The organism is Thermostichus sp. OS-CIW-20, assembly GCF_054061455.1.
The window spans coordinates 18,015-41,365 of sequence record NZ_JBSSEF010000002.1 but is presented as its reverse complement, the minus strand read 5'-3'; the positions used below and the strand labels follow the sequence as shown (position 1 = coordinate 41,365).

General features: G+C 57.3%; 16 protein-coding genes and 1 CRISPR repeat array (1 of these 17 only partly in view). Of the genes, 5 read left to right on the top strand and 11 right to left on the bottom strand.

Features of this window, described 5'->3' with window-relative positions:
* A CRISPR array of direct repeats spans positions 1-2,216; the repeat unit is 36 nt; unit sequence GTTTCCAATTTCTAGGGATCCCCCCGAAGGGGGAAC; it reaches 1,371 nt to the left of the window's first position.
* A 250-nt stretch (positions 2,217-2,466) separates the two neighbouring features.
* From cas2 to csx2, 10 genes are all read right to left on the bottom strand, one after another.
* Positions 2,467-2,745: a CRISPR-associated endonuclease Cas2 gene (gene cas2 / locus ACVWXC_RS01100; RefSeq protein WP_414329659.1), complete on the bottom strand. Its 279-nt coding sequence runs from the start codon at positions 2,743-2,745 to the stop codon at positions 2,467-2,469.
* Positions 2,745-3,734: a CRISPR-associated endonuclease Cas1 gene (cas1, locus tag ACVWXC_RS01095; protein WP_457390748.1), complete on the bottom strand. Its 990-nt coding sequence runs from the start codon at positions 3,732-3,734 to the stop codon at positions 2,745-2,747. Before cas1 ends, cas2 begins: the two co-directional genes overlap by 1 nt.
* A complete protein-coding gene (gene csx18, locus ACVWXC_RS01090) occupies positions 3,734-4,033 on the bottom strand; it encodes a CRISPR-associated protein Csx18 (protein ID WP_099812781.1) in 300 nt (99 codons plus the stop codon). The genes cas1 and csx18 overlap by 1 nt, the downstream gene beginning before the upstream one ends.
* Positions 4,034-4,065: 32 nt before the next feature.
* On the bottom strand, positions 4,066-6,036 hold the full coding sequence (locus ACVWXC_RS01085) for an RAMP superfamily CRISPR-associated protein (protein ID WP_457390750.1): 1,971 nt from the start codon (positions 6,034-6,036) through the stop codon (positions 4,066-4,068).
* Positions 6,037-6,065: 29 nt separating this feature from the next.
* The gene (locus tag ACVWXC_RS01080) at positions 6,066-6,707 is read right to left on the bottom strand and encodes a Uma2 family endonuclease (RefSeq protein WP_099812779.1); all 642 of its coding nucleotides are present in this window, start codon (positions 6,705-6,707) and stop codon (positions 6,066-6,068) included.
* Positions 6,707-7,099: a hypothetical protein gene (locus ACVWXC_RS01075; RefSeq protein ID WP_099812778.1), complete on the bottom strand. Its 393-nt coding sequence runs from the start codon at positions 7,097-7,099 to the stop codon at positions 6,707-6,709. The genes ACVWXC_RS01080 and ACVWXC_RS01075 overlap by 1 nt, the downstream gene beginning before the upstream one ends.
* Positions 7,100-7,112: 13 nt before the next feature.
* On the bottom strand, positions 7,113-7,883 hold the full coding sequence (gene cmr4 / locus ACVWXC_RS01070; protein WP_099884681.1) for a type III-B CRISPR module RAMP protein Cmr4: 771 nt from the start codon (positions 7,881-7,883) through the stop codon (positions 7,113-7,115).
* A 33-nt stretch (positions 7,884-7,916) separates the two neighbouring features.
* Positions 7,917-9,044, bottom strand: a complete 1,128-nt coding sequence (locus ACVWXC_RS01065) for a type III-B CRISPR module-associated protein Cmr3 (protein ID WP_457390753.1) — start codon at positions 9,042-9,044, stop codon at positions 7,917-7,919.
* Positions 9,041-12,034, bottom strand: a complete 2,994-nt coding sequence (gene cas10, locus ACVWXC_RS01060; protein ID WP_457390755.1) for a type III-B CRISPR-associated protein Cas10/Cmr2 — start codon at positions 12,032-12,034, stop codon at positions 9,041-9,043. The genes ACVWXC_RS01065 and cas10 overlap by 4 nt, the downstream gene beginning before the upstream one ends.
* Positions 12,035-12,280: 246 nt before the next feature.
* On the bottom strand, positions 12,281-13,600 hold the full coding sequence (csx2, locus tag ACVWXC_RS01055) for a TIGR02221 family CRISPR-associated protein (RefSeq protein WP_457390757.1): 1,320 nt from the start codon (positions 13,598-13,600) through the stop codon (positions 12,281-12,283).
* A 178-nt stretch (positions 13,601-13,778) separates the two neighbouring features.
* On the opposite strand from csx2, the gene ACVWXC_RS01050 reads away from it, so the two are divergent.
* From ACVWXC_RS01050 to ACVWXC_RS01030, 5 genes are all read left to right on the top strand, one after another.
* Positions 13,779-14,363, top strand: coding sequence for a Uma2 family endonuclease (locus ACVWXC_RS01050; RefSeq protein ID WP_011431342.1), 585 nt, complete (start codon positions 13,779-13,781; stop codon positions 14,361-14,363).
* Positions 14,364-14,390: 27 nt separating this feature from the next.
* Positions 14,391-14,999, top strand: a complete 609-nt coding sequence (locus tag ACVWXC_RS01045) for a Uma2 family endonuclease (RefSeq protein WP_457390759.1) — start codon at positions 14,391-14,393, stop codon at positions 14,997-14,999.
* A 76-nt stretch (positions 15,000-15,075) separates the two neighbouring features.
* On the top strand, positions 15,076-15,636 hold the full coding sequence (locus tag ACVWXC_RS01040; RefSeq protein ID WP_457390761.1) for a hypothetical protein: 561 nt from the start codon (positions 15,076-15,078) through the stop codon (positions 15,634-15,636).
* A gap of 160 nt (positions 15,637-15,796) precedes the next feature.
* The gene (locus ACVWXC_RS01035; protein ID WP_457390763.1) at positions 15,797-19,513 is read left to right on the top strand and encodes a PAS domain S-box protein; all 3,717 of its coding nucleotides are present in this window, start codon (positions 15,797-15,799) and stop codon (positions 19,511-19,513) included.
* A 320-nt stretch (positions 19,514-19,833) separates the two neighbouring features.
* Positions 19,834-21,885: a prolyl oligopeptidase family serine peptidase gene (locus tag ACVWXC_RS01030; protein WP_011431346.1), complete on the top strand. Its 2,052-nt coding sequence runs from the start codon at positions 19,834-19,836 to the stop codon at positions 21,883-21,885.
* Here the strand turns inward: ACVWXC_RS01030 and eno are convergent.
* Positions 21,882-23,180, bottom strand: coding sequence for a phosphopyruvate hydratase (eno, locus tag ACVWXC_RS01025; protein WP_457390765.1), 1,299 nt, complete (start codon positions 23,178-23,180; stop codon positions 21,882-21,884). The genes ACVWXC_RS01030 and eno overlap by 4 nt on opposite strands.
* Positions 23,181-23,351: the final 171 nt, after the last annotated feature.

Below are 23,351 nucleotides of genomic sequence, written 5' to 3'. Positions count from 1 at the left end.
CAGGCTACTTCCAAATCATGTTTCCAATTTCTAGGGATCCCCCCGAAGGGGGAACAGTGACTTAGACGCCAAGTATACTAAAGAACAAATCTTGTTTCCAATTTCTAGGGATCCCCCCGAAGGGGGAACGGGTCGTCAAGGAGCGTATGCCAGGCTCCTACTGGAGTTTCCAATTTCTAGGGATCCCCCCGAAGGGGGAACGTACTGCCTTAGAAGGAGTTCGCATGGAACTAACCAATGTTTCCAATTTCTAGGGATCCCCCCGAAGGGGGAAGTCATTAGCAGACATCACTACACTGCACCTAATATCGGTGTTTCCAATTTCTAGGGATCCCCCCGAAGGGGGAACCTACAATCGCATACACTACATGATCCGGCTCCTCGTCACGGTGTTTCCAATTTCTAGGGATCCCCCCGAAGGGGGAACATCCATATAGACTCCTCCCTTTAATCGGGATAAACAACAGTTTCCAATTTCTAGGGATCCCCCCGAAGGGGGAACGACTCCGGGTTCTAGGTGCGTGAAAGTAGTGACCTGGTACAGTTTCCAATTTCTAGGGATCCCCCCGAAGGGGGAACCGGCCGTTATATGCTTGCGGCACCCTGCCGCAATGGTTGGATGTTTCCAATTTCTAGGGATCCCCCCGAAGGGGGAACACTGCATAGTATCGCTCTACGCAGTTGTTTGCGATGATCGTTTCCAATTTCTAGGGATCCCCCCGAAGGGGGAACTGGTATTCGGCCTCAAGCCGAGCTTTACGCTCGGCTTCAGGTTTCCAATTTCTAGGGATCCCCCCGAAGGGGGAACCTGCATGGCAGGCGCTCTTTGGCGACAAGCCCTTCAAGTTTCCAATTTCTAGGGATCCCCCCGAAGGGGGAACATGCTATCCAGAATTGCGGCTGCTAAAGCCGCTGGATTCAGTTTCCAATTTCTAGGGATCCCCCCGAAGGGGGAACCTTCAACAGCTGAACTAAATCAACAAGGCTGCCTGATGTTTCCAATTTCTAGGGATCCCCCCGAAGGGGGAACCAACCGAAGTGACCAAATACAACTATAACCCCTATACAAGTTTCCAATTTCTAGGGATCCCCCCGAAGGGGGAACCACCCTCCTTCTCCTCCAGTACGAGCCAGCCTTCCTGTTTCCAATTTCTAGGGATCCCCCCGAAGGGGGAACCTCAAGCCCAATCGGCTATCAAAGTCGAGAAAGCCTGTAGTTTCCAATTTCTAGGGATCCCCCCGAAGGGGGAACTCAGTACATCATCGCCATCCCGTATGGTGATGGCTGGCTGTTTCCAATTTCTAGGGATCCCCCCGAAGGGGGAACGTTCATTTTGTACCTCCCTTCTAAGGGAATAAACAACGTTTCCAATTTCTAGGGATCCCCCCGAAGGGGGAACAGTGACATAGAAACTCGACCCGACGGGGGCCGAATCTATAGTTTCCAATTTCTAGGGATCCCCCCGAAGGGGGAACTTTTTGTCGGTGTAAATGAACCGGATTCCTTTCTCGGGTTTCCAATTTCTAGGGATCCCCCCGAAGGGGGAACCAGGACACACAGAGTGCGAGTAGCACTCCCTTATACTGTTTCCAATTTCTAGGGATCCCCCCGAAGGGGGAACATCAATGAGGTTCTCTTCGTGAAGTGAGCAGATTTCGAGTTTCCAATTTCTAGGGATCCCCCCGAAGGGGGAACTGGAGTATTGGCTCTGTTTCCCTACACGGTCCCACCGTTTCCAATTTCTAGGGATCCCCCCGAAGGGGGAACTGTCGGATTGACCATCTCTTATGATGCAGTTGGATTGAAGTTTCCAATTTCTAGGGATCCCCCCGAAGGGGGAACAAGAGGCATTCCTAGATTTGTTGATGAGAGGTTGGTTGTTTCCAATTTCTAGGGATCCCCCCGAAGGGGGAACTTACCGTCTCATTCTTTGTTCCAGTGGCCGAGTAGTCTAGTTTCCAATTTCTAGGGATCCCCCCGAAGGGGGAACAACAACATTGCGCGTACAGCGCGTAAGGACGTCATCATTGTTTCCAATTTCTAGGGATCCCCCCGAAGGGGGAACTTGCGAAGAACGTCGACGATCTCGACGCCAAATACACAAGTTTCCAATTTCTAGGGATCCCCCCGAAGGGGGAACTGTTGTTTATCCCTGAATAAGGGAGGTAACTGTGTTCACGTTTCCAATTTCTAGGGATCCCCCCGAAGGGGGAACTTACCTCTATTAAACCCAAGCAGGGTAAGGAATGCAAGACCCATTTGCGAGGGATCCGGAAAAAAGTCGGCAAAAAGGGTGCTGGCGAGGGGGCTTTGGGGCCGGAAAGCCTTGTGGCGCAAGGCGTCGAGGGATCGGACGAAAGAATCGGCCTTTGCGGCTTTTGGCGGATCGCTCGCGCAGGCGTTGATACCGTTTGAGTGTGCTTTTGGAAACACCGAGTGCTTAAGTAGGAAGAGACTTGCCTGAGCTACACAATGACCGAGCTAGGGGGTGCAGTCAGGGCAGGCCCACCCCAGATTTCCACCTGGGCGAGGACATAGCTAGTGAGCGGATAGAAGCGGACGCTGTCTTCCTCGGGCTTGATCTTCTTGCGGAGCCGCAGTTTGAGCTCCTCGAACTTGTCTTTGTCGAGGACGCACTCAAACACGCTGTATTGCACGCGCTTGCCGTAGCCTTCTAGCAGGTCGGCAATTTTCTTGCGTCGCTTGTCGCAGGGAGTATCGTAGGTAACAACATAAAGAAACATCAGCGAATCCGGTAGGGCTGGTACAAATCTTGAGGATTATAGACGGATTGCTTAAACTTTTTAACTTGCTGCGTTAGCAGATCCCAGCGGGGTTGATCTCCGTCAGGGGTCTGGATGGATCCCTCCATTCTTTGGATGAAAGCTGTAAGGTACTTTTTCCTGCCACTATCACTTAGAAAACAGCCACCATCGCGATGCTCAAAGTCTTCTTCGATGTTCATAATGCCCTTGTTGATCAGCCAGAGGACTATTGAATCTACAATAGGCGCCCGAAATTCTTCCAGTAAGTCCGAAACCAGAGCAGCATGGCGTTCACTGCTAGCGTGCAAGCAACCCTGATAGGGATCCAAATCTTGCAGCTCAATCAGGGTTAATAGATGGTTCCAGAGCACCATGTAGCCAAAGCTGAGCATGGCATTCACTGGATTGGTGGGCGGCTGTCGGGTGCGCTTGATCAAAACAAATCCTTTTTGTTGTAAGCAATTGCCCAATTCGGGAAAATACAAAGCTGCGCCGATCCCTTCAATGCCTCGCAATTGATCCAGCGAAGTAGCCTGCAGAGCTTGAGCGGCCAAGTGTTCCAGGCTGCGCAGGGTTAGATCCCTGGTTTCGCTGGGGCGCTGCCTAAGTTGTCGCATCAACAGCACGCGGCCATTGAGGAGCTTAGCTCGCACTATTTGGGCTGCTGTTTGCAGTCTCCATGCTTCAGGGAGCGCCTGTTGCCAATGGGCCAGGCGGCGGTAGCCCCTTTCAATGGGAATGAGGCGACCGTAGCAATAGCCGAGCCGGGAGAGGTAGGCAATGGGGATATTGCGCTTCAAGCACTCCCTCACAACATCGGTAGTCACCTGAGAGCGGCCAAAGATTAAAATTTGCTCCAGCAAGGGTAGAGGCACCTCCTGCAAGAGCGACTCGCCCAAATGAACCAGCACAAACTCTTGCCTGAGGCTTAGCCTGCACCCTTGCTGGGAAACATACAAGGTTCGCATTATTGATCATCTCGACGCAGACTCTCTGAGCCTCGCCTTGGCTCTATGGAAGTGCTGGTCTTGGATTGGCGCTCTTCTGGCAAAACCTCCACGTCAATTTCAGGGCTTGACAAAAGATCCATGACCATCTCTGTTAAGCTTCCAGAAAAGAAGCTGGCAATGGCAACCAAAATAGTGTTGGTAATCACGGCTGCCAGGCCCAAGGGAGCAATGAGCAAAATGGCCAGTGTAATCGAGCCATTGATTACGGCTGTAACAAGGTTTCTGAGAACTTTGGCATTGATCTTCTTTTTGGGCATTTTGTTTCTCCAAAAATTCTTCGAGATTTCTTCTATCTCAAGGGCCAGATGACTTGAAAGTCATCAGCACCTCTCTTGAGCTCGTCGAGATACTTTCTCCTAGGATCCACCGTTGCCCCAAAAACAGCAACCACTTGGTAATCACCCAAATCGGCAATCCAAACCGGAGAGGGCAGAGCACCTCCCTGTACACCCCCGCACAAGAATTTGTCGTACCGGCCTTCATCTTGTCGGCCTAAGCGATGCAAAGTTGCCAGGGCATAGGGTTTGTTGAAATCTTCCTCGCCGCTGCAGACTACGATCCTGCAGTTGGCATCCACCGCTTGCGGCCATTTATCCCTCTGAACCTGGCCAGCACTTCTTGGGCTATCGGGGTTAATGGCCTGCTTGGTTAGAGTCTTGAGAGCGTCAAAGAAGTTGCCCAGGCGCTTTTGGAAAAGCTTCTGAAACCCGGCCACCGACTCCGCCAGCTTCCAAAAGGCATCCTCCGACCTGGGAATTAGGGTAGAGCCGCGCCACCAGGGAGCCCGCTCCCGGTTCTGGCGGGAGTAGCAGGGTCTTCTAGCTCCTTGACCCACACCTCCCAGATGGAACATCATCCAGGTGAGGTTAGTAAAGAGCTTTTCCACCGCCTCTTGATCTTCCTGGGAAGCATAGTTTTGACACTCGCCAGAAAGACTTAAGATGAGGATCCCTTCTTGTCGGCCTGCGGGTCTATTTCTTCCTTCCCGATTGGGCTCTGGCTCCGGCTGAGAGACTTTGCCATTTAGGAGATCTACATGGATCCAGCCGTGTTTTTGCTTAGGGGTAATGGCGCCAAAAAGTTGCCCTTCCCACTCCTGCACCTGATCGACCGGCAAAACTCCCAGGGCAAAGGTGCGGAACCAATAGCGCAGCATATTCTTAAAGGCTACGGGCCGCACTTCGGCGATGGATCGGTTGTCGTAGCGATTCTTATCGGGCCTCCAGTTGACTACCTGCCGCCCGTGAATGAGTTGGCCTTTTAGCTCAAAGGGCAGGCGCAAGAATTCTCCTTGGCTCTTGTCCAGTGATTTCCCTAAGGGGATCAGCCGACCGTAGCCGGTATTCACCTGGGATCCCACCCCTTGCTCCAGCCCTTGGATCAGCCACTCTTTGACTTGATCCAGCATCTCATCGGTGCAGCCGGGGCCTTTGCGCAGGCCAATTAAAAAAGTGGCTTGCTTGAGAGAAAAGAACAAGTTAGGGTTAGGCGAGTAGTCAAGATTTTTTCCATTCCATTTCCAGATACTATTGGCAATATCTACAGCTAGACCCCCCGTTTTAGAATTATCGGGATCCTCTCGCCGTTGGGGCCGAGTGGGTACCGGGTAGGCATCCAAAAAGATAACCTTGCCGGCCCTGTCTTTTTCGTCAGCTTGTAGGTGACCAAACCAAGGAGCTACGGCTTTGTCTGCTTGCTCCCAAGATAAATTGCGCTCCTGCATCAGCTCTCGAATGGCCTGGGAGCGGGCCACGCCGCACAGGGTGGAGCTGGGAATGTAAGGGATCCCTAAGGGATCGAAAGCGGGGAGCAACATGCTCTCTGGACCCTTGGCCCCACCGACTCGAATTCGCCAGGGACAAGTAACCTGAAAGGTGTCGCTGGCAATGCGTTGGGTGCGCTCATTCAAAACTTTCAGGCGGGCTCCAAGGTTGATCGTTGTTTCCACTTGGTGCGCCAGCTCCGCCTTGGTGCCGTCTTTAGAAGCATCAAGCGGCGCTCGCATCCAGCGCAGATATTCAATAAAGCCAGCGGTGGGATCCGGCCTGGGCGTGGGATCCAAGGGGTGACCCAGCCAAGGCGAGGGCGGAGGATTGTTGCCTCCTCCACCGCGCGGCTGGTTTCCCCCTCCATTGCCTCCTCTAGGAGAATTAGGGCCCCGATTTTCCTGAGGCGGCCGGCGGCTGGGATCCCCTGGTCTGGGGGGACGAGGAAGCGGCTGAGGAGCGTTGCCAGGACGAGTAGGGCGATTGCCAGTCATGGGATCTTCTCCAAAAGTGGGAAACAGCGTTAGGAATTGCCAAGGGTTTGCCGAAATTTGCGCAACATAGCGCTGGTGCCAATTTCTAGGGCGCGTCGAATGAGTTGAGGTACAAGATTGGGGATGTCGAAGTCTGGAAAAAGCCAGCTGCAGCTTGATTCTACGTAGTCTTCTCCCTGCAGAATAAAGATCCGCAAACTTCGCTCACCCAAGATCCAAACTTCCGGCACGCCGATGGCTCTATAGGCCTCGATAAAAGTTCGGGAAGTAACGTCGGACTCGATGGCCAGATCAGGTGGGGGCAACTGATCGACATCGATCCTGCCCTCGCAACCTCGCACCAACTCCAGGTGATTGACATAGAAGCAGGTGTCGGGCTCCACGCCAGCTCTGCCTGGCTTTTTGAGGGTTGTTGAGCCAAAGTCTTCCCAATCTCTCCCCTGAGCATCTAAGAGAGCCTTTACAATGTCACTGGCAATGCGATGAAGGCGCTCGTGTTTGGATAAAGGAGACATGATCTCAAAAGTGCCATCGTAGTAGGCAATGCGAGTGTGGCGATCTTCGCCCAGCTCCTCCAGAATGCTCTCGCAGTCTTGCCAGGTAAGAGAATGAATAACCACTCGGCTGCCTTCTTGCAGGGAAATCGCTTGCAGGGGGATCGCGACGCCCATTACTCTCCTCCTTTAATGTCGTGGTAGATGGCCATAGCCCAAAAGCCGAATTCCTGAGCCAAAGCCAGACCTAGCCCTGTTAAACCTAGATACTCTTCAACTCCCAATTGCATAAGACGATCCAGGCCGTTGGAGTTAGCAATTCCCTTTTGGCCAGAGATCTCTTCTAGGCAATCAAAAAACTCCTTGACTACTTGTTTTTTCCCTTCCTGGTTGAGGGCATCTTCTTCTGCCTTAAGGCGCAGCAGGCCCCAGGTGGAAAGGTAGGTGTAGAGCTCCACAGCCTGGTTTTTCTGCTCCTTAAGCTTTTCTTGGTCTCTGGTTTGAGCCCTTAACTGGCGAAGGGATTCGTAAACGGGCTTGGCCAACGTGCGGGGATCAAAAGTTTCCATAAAGCCTCCTCAACTAGTTCCAAGACAACTCGACAAAGCCCCGGCCTAGGCTCTCTTGGCCGCCAATTTGTAGAAGTTGGTTCTTCTGGAGAAGCTTCTGAAATTGCTCCACTGCTTCTTGGGAACTGCCGTTGGCCTGGGCTGTTACCCCCCAGGTAAAGTACATCAAGCTATCGGGGGGGATGGCCTCTTCGTAGCGAAAGCCGCCTTCTACAACTTTGTGCTCGCTGAGCTTAACTTTTACCTGCCGCCACAGGCTCATTTGAATAAGGGTGGCACAGTGCTGATCCGGCAAGACAAGGACGCGGCTGATGCTGGAAGATTTGACAAAGCTTTGCCAGTTTTCCCACTTTTTCAGGCCATTTTTTAGGATGGCATCCTTAAGGTAGATGGGTCGGTTTGTCTCCAAGTTGGTGCTATAGGGATCCGGCGCATCCAACTTTTGACCACTTAGCCGCAGCCAGCGCTTGAGCAAGAGGGGGCAGCTAATCCAGACTACCCCGTGGCTGAGGGAAGCCACCGGCACCCACAAGAGGGATCCATCCCCAATCCAAATGGAGCCTTGGGTAAGCTGATCCCCTTCCCCAATTTCGTTGCCAAAGAGCTCGAACTTTAACTCTTTCTCGGCCACGCTGGCCCGCAATTTGCCGCGGATGGTGCTGGAAGGAATGTAGGGCAAGTTGGTGTGGGCTTCGCGGGCAATGCCCAAGAGGTTGCCTTCTTGGGTGGTGCCGCCGGTGTGCAGGGGGGTTAACAGGGTGAGATAAACCAGGTGAAAGCTCATAGAAAAACACTCCTTATCCGTCAAAACAGGACTTTAAAAGTTGACCCAAGGCAGCCAGAGCAACTCGCTGTAGCCTAGAAGCCGCCAGCGGTGGAAGACGTTGAGCCGGCCATTTTCCAGCTCCGGCTCGTCCTGGGCAAGGGGAGCCGGCTGCTCCAGGTAGTAGACGCTGCCGGGCGGGGCGGCAAAGACTTGCGGAGCCGGTAGGCTGGTCTTGCGCGGCTCTGTTAGGGAGTCCACCCGCAGGCGACCGCTGATGGGAACTGGCTTGCCGGTGGCCACGCTCACCAGAGGGCCAGTGAGGGAGTGGGCAGGATGAGGGGTGGCCAAGCGCCACTCCCAGGGCCAGGCGCGGCAGAGGGAGCGCCCATCCACCTTTTTGATGAACACCCCAGGCGTGACGAGGTAGGCCAGGGATCGCTGGCCTTGCCGGAAGGTCTGCCGGGAGAGCTCCTGCAGCGCTTGCCATTGCTCGCCCAGCTTTGGACAGGGGCTTAAGAGGGCGCCGTGGCCTTCTCCTCCCAGCCGCACCACCACTTCTTGCTTCAGAGGCAAGGGATCCCAAGTTTCGCGATCGGGATCCCAGCACTCGATGGAAAGGGCCAGGCTCCAGCCGGGCTGCAGGCGGATGCAGGTCTCCACAAAGTAGCCCTCGGCCTCCCGCACCTGGCGTTTGCCTGCCTGCAGGGTGTTGTGGGGCCGCACCTCCGCCACCCAGGGGGACTTTACTGCCTGCTCCAGATCCCAGCCCTTGCCCTGCAGTGCAGTTTGCACCGCCTGAAAGGGCAGGTAGCCGGCGGCCTTTTGCTTGGAGCTTGGCCGTTCCTCCTCCGGAGCTGCTGCCACCAAAGGGGCGGGCCGGGTGGGATCCCAACGGTAGCCGTCATAGGAATGGCCCTCTTCCAGCCAGGGGATGGGCACCAGCGGGGATCCCTGGTAGAGGTGCAGAGGGCCGGGGAAGTAAAGCTGCTCATCCCAGCAAAGGAAAGGGCCGCATAGGCGCAGGGTTGCCGGCTGGCCCAGGTGAGCCAGAATGGCGCCGGCCAAGGTGTGGCCGCTGGGGGGAAAGCCGCTATTGGCCCAGGCCCGCTCCCCCGGCGCAAAGGGCTTGGCATCGCGAAACATCCACACATCTAGAGGCGATAGCGTGAACCAACTCATCGACCGTTCCTCCCCAAAGTGACGGTGCGGTTGCGCAGCACAAAGGCCGCCAGCTTGAACCAGTTTTTGATGGCCAGATCCCAGGCCCCCGGCTGGGCGGGCAGGCTGTGCTGCCAAAAGTGCTGGATAAATGCGATTAGCTGGGTCTGGAAACGATCCGTCTGCTCGCTTTCGCCGTGGAAGAGATCCCGGCGGCTGCAGAACAGGCGGGCCCAAGCAGGCACCGCTTCCAGGCTGGGGGCTGGGTGCTGCTCCCAGAGCTGGGCGGCGTGTTCAAATAGGGAGCTTTGATCCTGCTTTTGGCCCAACAGCTTCCAGTCAAAATCCAGCAGGTCTTTCCACTTGTCGAAGGTGTCGAACTTGCAGGTGCTCACCAGTTGGTTGCCGTTGGCAAACAGTACCCGCACCTGGGCGCTGTCTTTGGAGCTGCCCTGGGCATAGGCCTGCTCTTTGGCGCCTTGTTCTGCCTCCCAGAGATTCTCCAGGGCAATGGCCAGGGGCACCGAGTGGTGGGCAATCACCACCCCAAAGCTAATGCTGGCCAGGGATCCCAGGGTAAAAAGAGGGCGACGGCTTAGGCCAGCCGGCAACTGCGCCTTTTGCCACTGCCAGTAGTCCCCTTCGTTGGCAAACTCGCGCCAGTCGTCTTCGCCGCCGCGGAAACACTGGCGGATGTCCCAGAGCCAGCCATCCCACTCCCAGAGGTTGGTGTAGGCCAAAACGTCGTCTCCGCCGGCGTAGATAAGCCTGCCGGCATAGCGCTGCTCGGTGAGGTAGGGCACCAACTGGCCGGAAAAATCCAACAGAGCCCGGCTGAGGGCGCTGTGGGTGGCCGGGCCCATGCGCTTGCGGCTGGCTTTAACAAACTCGCTGAAGGCGTCCTTGACTTGCTTGAGCTCTTCAGAGTCGAGGACGCGGCCAATAGCGTCCCTCTGGCCATCCGCTAGGCGCTGCAGTGGCTGGGGCAGGTAGTCGTAGTAGGGCTTCATCTTCCCCCCGCTCAGCCACTGGCCCATGTCGTCGCCATCGCCCGCGGCCAGCACGTACCAACTGGCGGGGTTGATGCTGGGGTAGTAGCGGCTGAGGGTGGCTTCTATCTCCTGGCGGCAGCGCTTCTGGGTTGCCTCGTCTGCTTCCAGGTCCTCCACCAGCCAGCCGGCGTTGAGCAGGCGGGGGTGGTAGCGCAGGTTTTGCTGGTCGGCCCACGGGATCCCCCACTTGCCGCGCATTTCTCGGATGACCTCCCGAATGGCGGGGTGGATGGCCTCAACGGCGCGGCAGGCCTGCTCGAAGTGCTCCTGCTCCCGTCGCCCGTGGGTTTTCAGGTAGCCGGCCACGCCAGCGGTGAGATCTGGGTAGGAAGCGGCGATCTTGTCTTTATCAAGGTTGGGGAAGAGCTCCGGCAGCACCTTGTCCAAGGCCCGCTTAACCGTTTCGGTGGCGTTGAGCTGCTCGCGGCCATCGAAAAGCCCCGCCTGGCGCTGCCAAAGCCGCCGGCTCTCCCCTTCGCCAATCCAGCGATCCCCGGGGGAAGGGTGAACCACCGGCCCTAGGCCAGAGACGGTGCTGCGCGGCCCAAAGGCCACCGGCAACTGCCAATCGCGGGCCTGTTTGCAAGCTGCCTGCAGCCGGCGCGTCGCCTCCACTGCCGCTGCCCACCAGGAGCCTACGTTTAGCCCTGGCTTGTGCTGGCGGCACTGCTGCCTTTCGGGATCCCAGAAGCTGATCCGCAGGAACTTCAGCTCCGCGTCGGCAAAAAGCTGCCGCTTTCCTTTGAGATGGTAGGTGCGGTTTTGGGCGCTGACCCAGGGATCCCGCTCGATGGACTCCTGGGACTTGAGGATGGCGGTGTCTTTAAGCCTTTGGTGGGGGGATCCCAGGGGCGCTGCCGCCCAGTAGAACTGCCACTGGTGCTCCAGCCATCCCCCCCAGGTGGGATCTTCTGGGCGCAACTGCACCAGCCAGCGGCGCTCCAGTTGCAGGTGCTCCAGCGCTCTTTCCGCCAGGTGGCGCCATTCTTCTTTGAGGGTCTGCTGGGCCAACTGCATGGCCGCCTGCAGCCGCTCTTCGGGCAACAGCAAGAGGATCACGTTGGGGAAGCCGGCGGTGAGCAGAGTGTTGGCAGAAGGCTGCGGGATCCACTCGGCAAAGGGGGGGTACTTCTCCAGCAGCCAAGCGTCGATCAAAGGCTGGCCGTAGAGGCTGGGGTAGAGCAGGCAGTCGGGGCCGTATTTCTCCGCCAGGCGCCAGCAAAGCCGCGCCGAGAGGTAGTGCAACAGCCAGGATCCGGCCCAGAAGTCCCGCATCTTGCGGCTGGCTTTGATCAGCTCCTGGATGGGGTTGAAGGTCAAGCTGGCCAAAAAAGGCCGCGTGAACTTGGGTTCGTCGTAGCCGGCCAAACAGCCTGCCAGGGCCGCCACAACGCTGGTGTGGCTCCACAGGGATCCATCGGGCAGCCGCGTTTCTGCCGGCAAAAGCAGGAGGCTTTCATCGCCAAACTCCCGCGCCAGCGCCTGGGGAAAACAGCGCCAGAACCACCAGAACACCTTCTGGATATCCTCCTGTTCTTGCCAAATCCAGTCGGGAACTACCCTTGCTTCCTGCGCCAGCAAGTACTCGGCGCGGGAGCGGGCCTGCTGCAGGGCCCGGTGCTCCTCTTCGGGCAGTTGCCAAAAGCGCTTGCGCCCGGAAAGCAGATGGCTCATCTCTAAGCCCGGCCCCAGGCTCTGGCCGCGATCCGCTAGCTGGTAGTCGATGGCAACGGGCAGGTGGCCAATGGCAGCCCGGTCGCTGGCGGAGGCGACCAGATCCGCATCTCCCACCTGTGCCAGAGGGGATCCCTCTGCCTTGGGCGAGATCCACCCCTGCATCGCTGCTAGGTTTGGCCACAGCCCTTCCTTAGCGCGGCCAGAGGCGTCGTGGAGGGCTTTGAGGGCAGGATCATGCAGCAGGCCCCAGAGCTTTGCTTGCCAGTAGTAGTGATAAGACATGGTGTTTTCGCAGGAAAGATAGGAAAGTTAAGAACTGAACGTGCAAGAAACAAAGTAGACAAAACCCCAGCAGCCACCCGATAGCCGGCTGCAGAAGCTACAAAACAAAGTCCACCGATCCCGACCGGCCCTCAGGTTTTTTTCAGTATTTCTCCAGGTCAATAGGACTTGTTCAAGCTCAGCCCCTGCCAACCGCTGGACCGAAATTGAAAACCCAGAACCTGAGGGTGGGCCGACGTTGGTAGCCTACCGAGAATTGGAAGGATCCCCTTCCAATTCCCCCTCTGTTCGAGTCAATTCAGGAAACAGCGCTTCCAGTTTCGGCAGCAGCTTCTGCAGCACAAAGCTCTCCAAGGCCTCGCCGCCCAGGGGATCGGGATTCATCTGCACATGGGCTACGTCGTTGCGGTATTCGCTTAGGCAAGACCAAAGATCAGCAAGCTGCTTCACATCCGAAACGTGGGCGGCAATGGGAGGAAGGAACTGAAGCTGCTCCTCTCGCTGGACTGATTCGCCAGTTGCAGGGGGATCTCCCAAGGGCTGCTTTCTCCGCTGGATAAGGGATCCCAACTGGTGTTCAATTCCCTGCCGCGCTTCTCGTTCGAGGTAGTTTTGGATCCCCTCACAGAGGCAAAGGGCAGAAACCACCCACTCGCGAGCCAAGAGAAGGGCTTGGGTGGTGAAGCGCTTTTCCACATACCAGCGCAGCAGTTGAAAGTGCTTTTGAACTTGAGCGCGGGGATCCTCCTTCTGGTCTGCCGGCAGCGCCAGTTGGCTGTAGCTATTTTGAATGCTTTGCAGCAGCAGGCCGAAGGGCTTGGCAAATTGGCCCACCTCTTCTGCCAACTCCTGGGTAGAGTGTCTTTGTAACTTGCGCAAGTCCTCCTGCAGGCTGACCGGCCTCACCAGCTCCAGAGAACGGGAGATGTCGCGGATGGCTTGTCCAAAGCTCTGCAGCCGGGTGGGCCTGGGATCCCCTTTGCCGGGCCTTTGCTGTCGGTAGAAGTCCCGTTGAACGGTGTCCAAAAGCTGGCCCAGCTCTACTGCCGAGCCGGTGCTGATGAACTTGTCGCTGGCCGTCAGCCAGTCCAGAAGCCGAATGGCCGGCGTGAGATCGATAATGGGGGTCTCCGCCTGGCCAGGGCGGTAGAGGCCGTAGTAGAGCCCCTGGATCTCGACATTTTTGGCCTTGCGCAAAAGGGCGGCTCCCAAGAGCACCAGCAGCGGGATGGAGCGAAAGGCGTGGGTGATATCAAAAAGCAGCCGGCTGTTGGGCTCGATGCCATCGACCAGCACGTCGAAAATCTCCCAGGTCTCCGCTTCCGTTTTGCCCTCAGGAATGGCTTTGGCCACCTTCTCCACCTGGGGTGGCAAGGACTCCTGCAAGCGGCCCCAGTGCTTGGCGCGGGCCTCCTCCGTCAGCAGGAGGATGATTCTATCAATTTCAAAGAGCTGACAGAGGGCCTTGGCGACGTAGCAGGTTTTGTCTGCCCTTTGCTCCCCAAAGAAATACGTCGTCTCGGTGTAGTCGCCAGTGCCCAGGGTGGTCAAAAGGGTTTTAGCCATAGGGATCCTCCAGGTGGGTCTGCAACGCATCAAAGCACAACCGCTGGCAAGCTACCGCAACCTGGAAGCCCCCCCTTCCCAAAAACAAGAGGCCTTTTCCCGCGCAGTGAAGGCGAAAAACCCAAAGTTAGCCTAGAACTAGAAAGCAGTTGGCCTCTAGAACGAGAGGGATCCTGGCATGCTATCGACCGAAGAGCTGTCGATTGCTCATCCAAAACTTACTCCCGAACAGTTTCTCGCCTTGCCAGAGGAAGATACTACCTATGAGCTGGTCAATGGACAAGCTGTTCCCAAAGATTTGCCGATGTCTCCTCAGAGATTTCATGCCTCTTTGCAGAAGCGGCTGCTTTTCATTCTGGATGCCTGGTGTCAAGGCAAGGGGGATGTGTACACAGAGCTGGCAGTTGTTTTGCAAAGGCAGGATCAAGATTGGCTTCCTGTTCCCGATTTGCTCTATGTTTCCTTTGAACGCTGGCCAGCGCAGCTTGAGGAAGACGGCCCTTGTCCCGTCGCTCCCGAACTGGTAGTGGAGATTCTTTCTCCCGGCCAGAGTTTTGGGGCTGTACTTCAAAAAGCAGCGGACTATCTGGAAGCTGGGATCCCTCGCGTTTGGGTTGTGGATCCCCAAGCCAAGAGCATCACCGTTTTCTACCCCGATGCCCCGCCGCGGACTTTTACGGGATCCCAAGCCATCCAAGATGAGTTTCTGCCCGGCTTGAAGGTTGTCCCCCAGGATGTGTTTGCCCAGGCTCGGATCCCTTAGTTGTTTTAGCTATCTGAGAGGGCTACCATGATTGAAGCTCTGGAAAGGCTAGCAAAGGAACCTGCCGAAAGCTCTGCAACAGCTTCTCGGAAGATTTGGACTGATGAAGAGTTTATGGCTCTGCCCGATGATGGCAATTGCTATGAAGTTGTCGATGGGAAGCTGATTGCTTTGGGTTCGGCAAGTGCAAGGCATGGATACTATGTAAGTTTGATTCACATCCTCCTGGGCGCCTATGTCCGCAGCCAAAAGCTTGGCTTTACCTTTGACTCTGATACCTCGTTTAAGATGAAGTCTGGCAATCGCCGCTCCCCAGATTGTTCTTTCTTCTCCAAAGAGCGATTGCGATCCCTTGGCGGGATCCCCAAGGGCTATATCGAGGGAGCTCCGGACTTGGCTATAGAGGTTCTCTCTGAGGCCAATACTGTAGGAGAGATCCACGACAAAATTGTCGAGTATTTTGAGAACGGATCCCGGCTTGTTTGGGTCATTCATCCCGAAGAAAAGTATGTTTTAGTCTACCGCCAGCCTGAGCCCGCAGCATTGAAGCGGCCAGGGGACATTCTGGAAGGCGAAGAGGTGATCCCTGGGTTTGCCTTGGATTTGTCAGAGTTTTTTGCCGAACCTGAGTTTTAGCTGTTTGCCAAGCTCGCAAGTCTTCCAGGGTTCCGCGGCACCTGGTAAACTGGCGCCAAAAACGGGATCCAATTTCATGAGGCCGGTTTACCTGCAAGTTCTGGAGCGCAACCCCAGACGGCTGCGGATTGCCCTGCAAAGGTTTACCCCTGAGCAACTGGCCTGGCGAGTGGTTGTGGGCCTAGGGCTGTTGGCGCTGGGATCCCAGCTCTGGGGCCGCTCGCCGCTGGTGGGGTTGCTGGCCGTAGCAGCGGGCCTGGGGATTGGGATCCCTTGGGGGCTGGGGCAGATCCTGAGCTTGGATCGGGAGCGGCAGCGAGCGACCCTGACCCGGCTGGGTGGCCCCTGGGGGCTTTGGCGGCAGCAGGTATTCTCTTATCCCCTCGCCCAATTGCAAGGGGTGCGGCTGCAGCGGCTGGGACAGGAGATCTTGGATGAGGAGGCGCGGGAGAGCTTTCAGATCCAAGCTCAGGTGCGGTTGCAGTTTCGCCGCGGCGCTTTTGAACAAAAGCTTGAAGAAAAAATTTCAAGAAGAGGTTATTGCTTGCTTCAGCAGCCAATCGGCGATCAAAGAAGGCGAGCCGGAAGCGCTTACCCTGGCACAGCGGCTGGTGGGCTGGATCCAGGACTATCTTAACCTGTGAGGTTCCCTTCTGGGCAATTGCCGAGGTTATATAGAAGTTCGTGAGTTGTTAATTGTGATACTTGGCAATCCTTGGCAAACTGCCGAGAATTGGTGTGGGTTTGAATAGGCACTCTCGCCTATCTTAACAGAATTTTGGCAATGCTAAGCTGTCATGATCATTCCTTGGGAGACCATTGTTGAGGAAGCTTTGGGCAACTGGCCGTGGCTGCTTTTGTGGGCAGCCTGGCTCCTGGCGCTTGTCTTCTGGCAGAGGCGGCGGCCGCATCAGGCCCAGGTTGGTTTTCCCGATGTCATCATGCTGGCGCGGGCGGATACAACGGTGGTGGAGTGTAACGAGGCCTGCCAGAAGGTTTTCGGCAATTGGCAGGGCCGGCGCTGGATCGAGGCCTTGCCGCCAGAGGAGCAAGAGCAGGTGCGGCAGAAGATATCCCAGCTTACTCCTCAGCAGCCTACCTTTGCTTGGGCTCACCCCTTGTTCGATGCGGAAGGAAAGGTGCGGTGGTTTGAGTGGATCAACCAGGGCCTTTTCGACCGGCGGGGCCGCTTGCAGTTTATTCGCGGGGTGGGCCGAGACATTACCGAGAAGAAGCAACTGGAAGAAAATCTGCGCCTGCGGGAAGCCCAACTGAGGGCTCTTCTGGACGCCCTGCCGGCAGCCATAGGGGCCAGGGATCCCCAGGGAGTGCTGATTTTGCAAAATGCCACCGACCGCGCCTGGTATGGCGACCTGCTGGGCACTTCTCTGCAAGAGGCAGCGCAGCAACATCCCCACTGGCTGGAGTACACTGGGCAAGCCTTGTCTGACCTGGAGCGGCAAGGGTTTTCCCGATTGGAGAGCAAGGAAATCATCCAAGGCCAAGAGCGCTACACCTATCGCCTGGCTGTCAAGCTGCAGGATGAGTCCAAAGGTTTGGGATGGCTCGGCATTGTCTTGGATATTACCGAGCAAAAGCGGCTGGAACAACAACTGCGAGAACAACAGGAGCGCTTTCGCGCCTTCCTCGACAACAGCCACGACATTTTGTGTTGGATCGATGCCCAAGACTTGGTTCATACTCTCAATCGCCCGGTTACCGAGAAAGTCTTGGGTCGTTGTCCTGAGGAGGGAGAACCTATACCTCTGGATTGGGTTCACCCGGAAGATCGCCAGATCGTTGCCGACGCCCTTGAACAACTGAAGGCTCGGCCTGGCGAGACGCTCAGCTTTGTCTATCGGGCCCAGCATGCCGATGGCCATTGGGTGTGGCTGGAGAGCCGCTGCACCAACCTTTTGCAGGATCCTCTAGTGCAGGGGATTGTGTGCAGCAGCCGCGACATTACCCAACAAAAGCAGGTGGAACTAGCTTTGCGGGAAAGCGAAGCCCGCTTTCGGGAAATGGCCGAGGCTGTGCCGGTGAATTTCTTCGTCTGTTCCGCAGATCTCAGCCAAGTTCTCTACAAAAGCCCCCGGTGTCAAAGCATCTGGGGATACACACCGGAGGAGTTTTATCAAAAACCGGATCTTTGGAAAGAAAGGCTTCACCCTGAAGATCTGCCCCGTGTTCTTCGATCTCTTCCTCGAGTTATTCGAGGGGAGCAGCCAATCACCTACCGCATCTTCCATCGAGATGGCAGCCTGCGCTGGTTACGCACTTCCTGTCAGCCTATTTTTAATGAGCGGCAAGAAATCATCCGCTTTGTAGGTGTTACGGAAGACATCACCGAGCAAAAAGAGGTAGAGCTGGCTCTACAAGCAAGTGAGGCTCGCCTTAGAGCTATTCTGGACGGGATTCCTTTTTCCATCTTCCTCAAAGACCTGGAGGGGCGCTATCTTCACGCCAACAGGTTTTATCTACAACAGAGAGGTTTTGAGCTAGGAGAACTTATTGGCAAGCTGGATGATGAGCTTTTCACTCCCGAAGAGGCCCGCGAGTTCCGAGAGCAGGATCAGAGAGCCCTCCAATCTCCGGATCCTGTCAGCTACGAGCGGATTTTTTCCCGCAATGGCAAGCAATTGAGCCAGTGGGTTACCAAATTTGCCCTGCGAGATTGCCAGGGGGATCCCTATGCCGTCTGTGGCGTTGTTGTGGACATAACGCCTCTTAAGCAGGCTCAGGATCTGTTGATGCAAGAAGCAGAGCGGGAGCGACTACTAGGGGCTTTGCTGCGGCGGATCCGACAAGCTCTAGACCTGCCAGTTATTTTGCAAACAACCACTGCCGAGGTGCGGGAGTTTCTCCAGGTGGATCGGGTAATGATCTACCAGTTGCAGGAGGGGGCAGGGGGGTTTGTGGCCGCTGAGTCAGTGGTGGATCCCTGGCCTAGTCACTTGGGCCGCTACGTGTGGGATGAGTATTTCCCCAGGGATCCCTGCCATCGCAAGTACCAGCAGGGCTTTGTGCAAGCCATCGAAAATGTGGCGACCGCCAGTTTGGATCCTTGCTATCGGCAGCTCTTGGAATCTTTCCAGGCCCAGGCCAACTTGGTGATCCCAATCCGACGGGGTGAAGACCTTTGGGGCCTCTTGGTGGCGCAGCACTGCCGGGCCAGCCGTCCTTGGCAAGAGTGGGAGATCAAGCTTTTGCAAGAGCTAAGCGATCAATCGGCCATTGCCTTGCAGCAGGCCCAGCTTTATGAGCAGGTAAAAGCCCTCAACCAAACGCTGGAGGAAAAAGTGCGGCAGCGCACCGCCGAGCTGGAGCGGGCTTTGCAATTTGAGGCTCTCCTAAGAAGCATTACCAACCGCGTGCGCGATTCTCTCGACGAAGCTGAGATCCTCAGCGCTGCCGTGCGCGAGCTGGGAGAAAGTCTAGATGCCGATGGCTGCGACATCAGCCTTTACAACGCCGATTTCACCCTTGCCACCATCCGCTACGAGTATTGCCCCCGCTCCGATTCTTATCTGAACCTCTCCATCCCTTTGCAGGGAGGGCCTTACGAAACCGTGTATCGACAATTAACTGCAGGGCAGCCTTGTCTATTTTGCTTCTTAGGGCGAGCCTCGGAAAACCGCCAGGTAGTAATGGCTTGTCCCTTGCTAGATAAAGGCCAAGTGCTGGGGGATCTGTGGATCTTTCGCTCGGCGGCGCGTCCTTTCGACGACCAGGAGATCCAACTTATCCAGCAGGTGGCCAACCAATGTGCCATTGGGCTGCGGCAGGCGCGCCTGTTCCAGGCTGCCCAAGAGCAGGTGCAAGCCCTGGAGCGCCTCAACCGTCTCAAAGACGACTTCATCAGCACCGTCAGCCACGAGCTGCGCACTCCCCTGGCCAGCCTGAAAATGGCCCTGAAAATGCTGCAGATAGCTCGCTCAGAGGAGAAACGAGCGCAATACTTCCTCATTGCCGAGCGGGAGTGCCAGCGGGAGATCGAGCTCATCAACGACCTGCTGGATCTGCAGCGGCTGCAGGCGGAGGCCTATGCGCTGGAGGTGCAAGCCCTCACCTGGCGAGATCTGCTGGGGGATCTGCTGACCGTTACCGAAGAGCGGGCCCGCGCCAAGGGGCAGAGCTTTCAAGCCAGCGTTCCCCTGGAGAGCTCCCTCACGACAGATCCCTTGCTCTTAGGGCGAATCCTGCGCGAGTTGCTGCACAATGCGGTGAAATACACCCCACCCCAGGGATCCATCCGCCTACGGGTAGAAACCGAAAACCGCCGCAGCATCGTCGAGGTCAGCAATAGCCAGCCGATCCCCGCCGAGGAGTTGACCCGCATCTTTGAGCGCTTTTACCGCATTCCCAGCAACGATCCTTGGAAGGAAGGGGGCACGGGTCTGGGCTTGGCCTTGGTGAAACAGATGGTGGATCAGTTGCGCGGATCCATCGAGGTGAGCAGCGCCGCCGGCTGGACAACCTTTACGCTTCACCTACCTCATCTGCCCCAACTTTGACACAAAAGGATAGCTTGGTAGCCCCGTACTTGAGTGCGGGGCGGAAAAGCCCTTGAGCCACTTTAGTTGCTTCTTTGTTATAGTTAGTACAGAGCTTCTCCAGGAAAACAACCTACTGCGGTGCAAAACCCGCGCGGCAATAACTAACCTAGAGGAACTTAAGTCCGAAGTAAGCAGAACTTTGAGGTTATGCCTCAAAGGACTGTCTAGGGGCGTCTTGACAGCGCCTTCGCGAGTCCATTTGGGTGGGAGTGTCAAATCCCACGCTGAGGTCTCAGGCTTCTGCCATAGTGGAATTGGTCTTTTGTTGCTCCGTCTCTATGCTCAACTACCCGCCCAGCCATCCGGATCCCACTGTTGTCGACTTCTACCATGGGCAAGCGGTGCCGGATCCCTATCGCTGGCTGGAGGATCTGGATTCTGAGCAGACGCGAGCTTGGATCGAGGCGCAAAACCGCCTAACTTTTGACTACTTGCAGCGGATCCCGGCCCGGCAGCGGCTTCTGGAGCGCCTGAGGCAACTGTGGAACTACGAAAAATACAGCCAGCCCTTCAAAGAGGGCAACCGCTACTTCTACTTCAAAAACGACGGCCTGCAAAACCAGAGCGTTCTCTATACCCAAGAAAGCCTGGAGGGAGAGGCGCGGGTTTTGCTAGATCCCAACACCCTCTCGGAAGACGGCACGGTGGCCCTCTCAGGGATTGCCATCAGCCGCGACGGGCGCTACCTGGCCTATGGTCTCTCCCGCTCCGGCTCCGACTGGCAGGAGTGGAAGGTGCGGGATATCGAAACGGGAGAAGACCTGCCGGATCACCTGCGCTGGATTAAATTCTCCGGGGCCAGCTGGACGCTGGACGGGCAGGGATTTTTCTACAGCCGCTACGACGAGCCGGCCCCTGGCAGCGAGTACGAAAGCGCCAACTACTTCCAAAAACTCTACTACCACCGCCTGGGCACCCCCCAGTCGGAAGATCTCTTGGTCTACCACCGCCCTGACCAAAAAGAGTGGGGCTTTGCCGGCGGGGTTACCGAAGATGGAGACTACCTAATCATCTCCGTCTGGCGGGGCACGGATCCCAAAAACCTCCTCTTCTACAAAGACCTGCGGGATCCCAGCTCGCCGGTGGTGGAGCTTATCCGCGAGTTCCAGGCCGAGTACGCCTTTGTCGGCAACGACGGCTCCCGCTTTTGGCTGTTGACGGACCTCCAGGCTCCCCGGCGGCGACTGGTGGCCATTGATCTCGACAACCCAGGTCAGTTGCAAGAGGTGATCCCCGAAGCCGAGGAGACCCTGCAGGGAGTTAGCCTAATCCACAACCAGTTCGTTGCCTTCTACCTCAAAGACGCCCACACCCAGATCCGGACCTTTGCTTTAGACGGCACCTACCTGGGGGAAATCCCCCTGCCGGGGCTGGGATCCGCCAGCGGCTTTGGCGGCAAGCGCCACGACACCGAGACCTTCTACACCTTCACCAGCTTTACCACTCCCCCCACCATCTACCGCTACGACTTCACCAGCGGCCGCAGCACCCTCTTCCGTCAGCCCCAGGTGGATTTCGATCCCCAGGCCTATGAGGTGCAGCAGGTGTTCTACGCCAGCCAAGACGGCACCCGCATCCCCATGTTCCTTGTCCACCGCCGCGGCCTAGCGCGGACAGGGGATCACCCCACCCTGCTGTACGGCTACGGCGGCTTTGGCATCTCTCTGACCCCCAGCTTTTCGGTGGGCCTGGTGGCCTGGCTGGAGATGGGAGGGGTTTACGCCCAGCCCAGTTTGCGCGGCGGCGGCGAATACGGGGAAGCCTGGCACCAAGCGGGCACCAAGCTCAACAAGCAAAAGGTCTTCGACGACTTCATTGCCGCGGCTGAGTGGCTCATGGCCAACGGCTACACCAACCCCTCCAAGTTGGCCATCGCCGGCGGCAGCAACGGCGGCCTCTTGGTGGGGGCCTGCCTGACCCAAAGGCCGGATCTCTTTGCAGCAGCCCTCCCCGCCGTGGGGGTGTTCGACATGCTGCGCTTTCATAAGTTCACCATCGGCTGGGCCTGGATCTCCGAGTACGGATCCCCGGAAGACCCGGAGGAATTCAAGGCCCTCTACGCCTACTCCCCCCTGCACAACCTCAAGCCCGGCACCGCCTACCCCGCCACCCTGATCACCACGGCAGATCACGACGACCGGGTGGTGCCCGCCCACAGCTTCAAGTTTGCCGCCGCCCTGCAGGCGGCCCAGGGGGGATCCCAGCCCATCCTCATTCGCATCGACACCAAAGCCGGCCACGGGGCCGGCAAGCCCACTGCCAAGCTCATCGAAGAGACCGCCGACCGCTGGGCCTTCTTGGTGCAGGTGCTGGGGATCCAAGCGGGCTAGCGACTCCGCGCCGGCAACCCCCTAGGCCCCAGGCCCACCCGACCGGCATAGACGGCCGCTTCCCCCAGCTCGTCTTCGATGCGCAGCAGTTGGTTGTACTTGGCGATGCGCTCGCTGCGGCAGAGGGATCCGGTTTTGATCTGGCCGGCGCGGGTGGCCACCGCCAGGTCGGCGATGGTGGTGTCTTCTGTCTCACCGGAGCGGTGGCTGATGAGGGTGCGAAAGCCCGCCTGAACGGCCAGTTGAATGGTCGAGACCGTCTCTGTCAGGGTGCCGATCTGGTTGAGCTTGATCAAAATGGCGTTGGCAGCGCCGCTGTCGATGCCTTTCTGCAGCCGGGCCGGGTTGGTTACAAACAGGTCGTCCCCCACCAGTTGCACCCGGGATCCCAAGCGGGCGGTCATGGCCTGCCAGCCGGCCCAATCTTCTTCCGCCAGCCCGTCTTCCAGGGAGAGGATGGGATAGTTGGCCAGCAGTTGCTCGTAGTAGTTCACCATCTGCTCGGCGCTGCGGGCTTTGCCCTCGAAGTGGTACTGCCCATCCTGCAGCAGCTCGTTGGCCGCCACGTCCAAGGCCAAGGCGATATCCTCCCCTGGCCTGTAGCCCGCCTGTTCAATAGCCGTCATCAATAGATCCAAAGCTGCGGCGTTGGAGTCGAGGTTGGGGGCAAATCCGCCTTCATCCCCCACCCCCGTGGACAGTCCCCTCTGCCGCAGCACTTGTTTTAGGGCTGCAAACACCTCGGCTCCGTAGCGCAGCGCCTCGCGAAAGCTGGGTGCTCCGATGGGCACGATCATAAATTCTTGAATATCGAGGTTGTTGTCGGCGTGGGCGCCGCCGTTAAGCACATTCATCAGCGGCGCCGGCAGCAGGTTGGCAAAGGGTCCACCCAGGTACCTGTACAAAGGCAGGCCCACTGCACTGGCAGCCGCCTTAGCTGTAGCCAAAGAAACTGCCAAGATGGCATTGGCTCCCAGTTGCGACTTGTTGGAGGTGCCGTCCAGATCGATCAGCAACTGGTCGATGCGGGCCTGGTTGAGGGCATCTTCCCCTCGCAGCTCCGACTGGATGGGGCCGAGGATGTTTTCCACTGCCCTCAGCACACCCTTGCCCCCGTAGCGCTTGGGATCCCCGTCCCGCAGCTCGTGAGCCTCAAAAGTGCCGGTCGAAGCGCCACTGGGCACCTGGGCCAAGCCGGTTGCTCCATTGGCTAGGCCCACCAGAGCTTCTAAGGTCGGCTGTCCCCGCGAGTCGAGGATCTCATGGGCGGTAATCCACTCGATGGCCGTTTCCACAGTTGCACCTCAGCAATTGGCTAGACAGTTCTGGCCGAAGCCAGATTGCCAATAGACTAGTGGATTTTTGCCCCCGGATCCCTTTGCTTCTGGAAAACTTTAACGGCTTGCCCCTGTTTCAAGAGAAGCGGAAGTAGAATAGGCAGAGTAGTCCGGGTGGGGTGGAGGGGG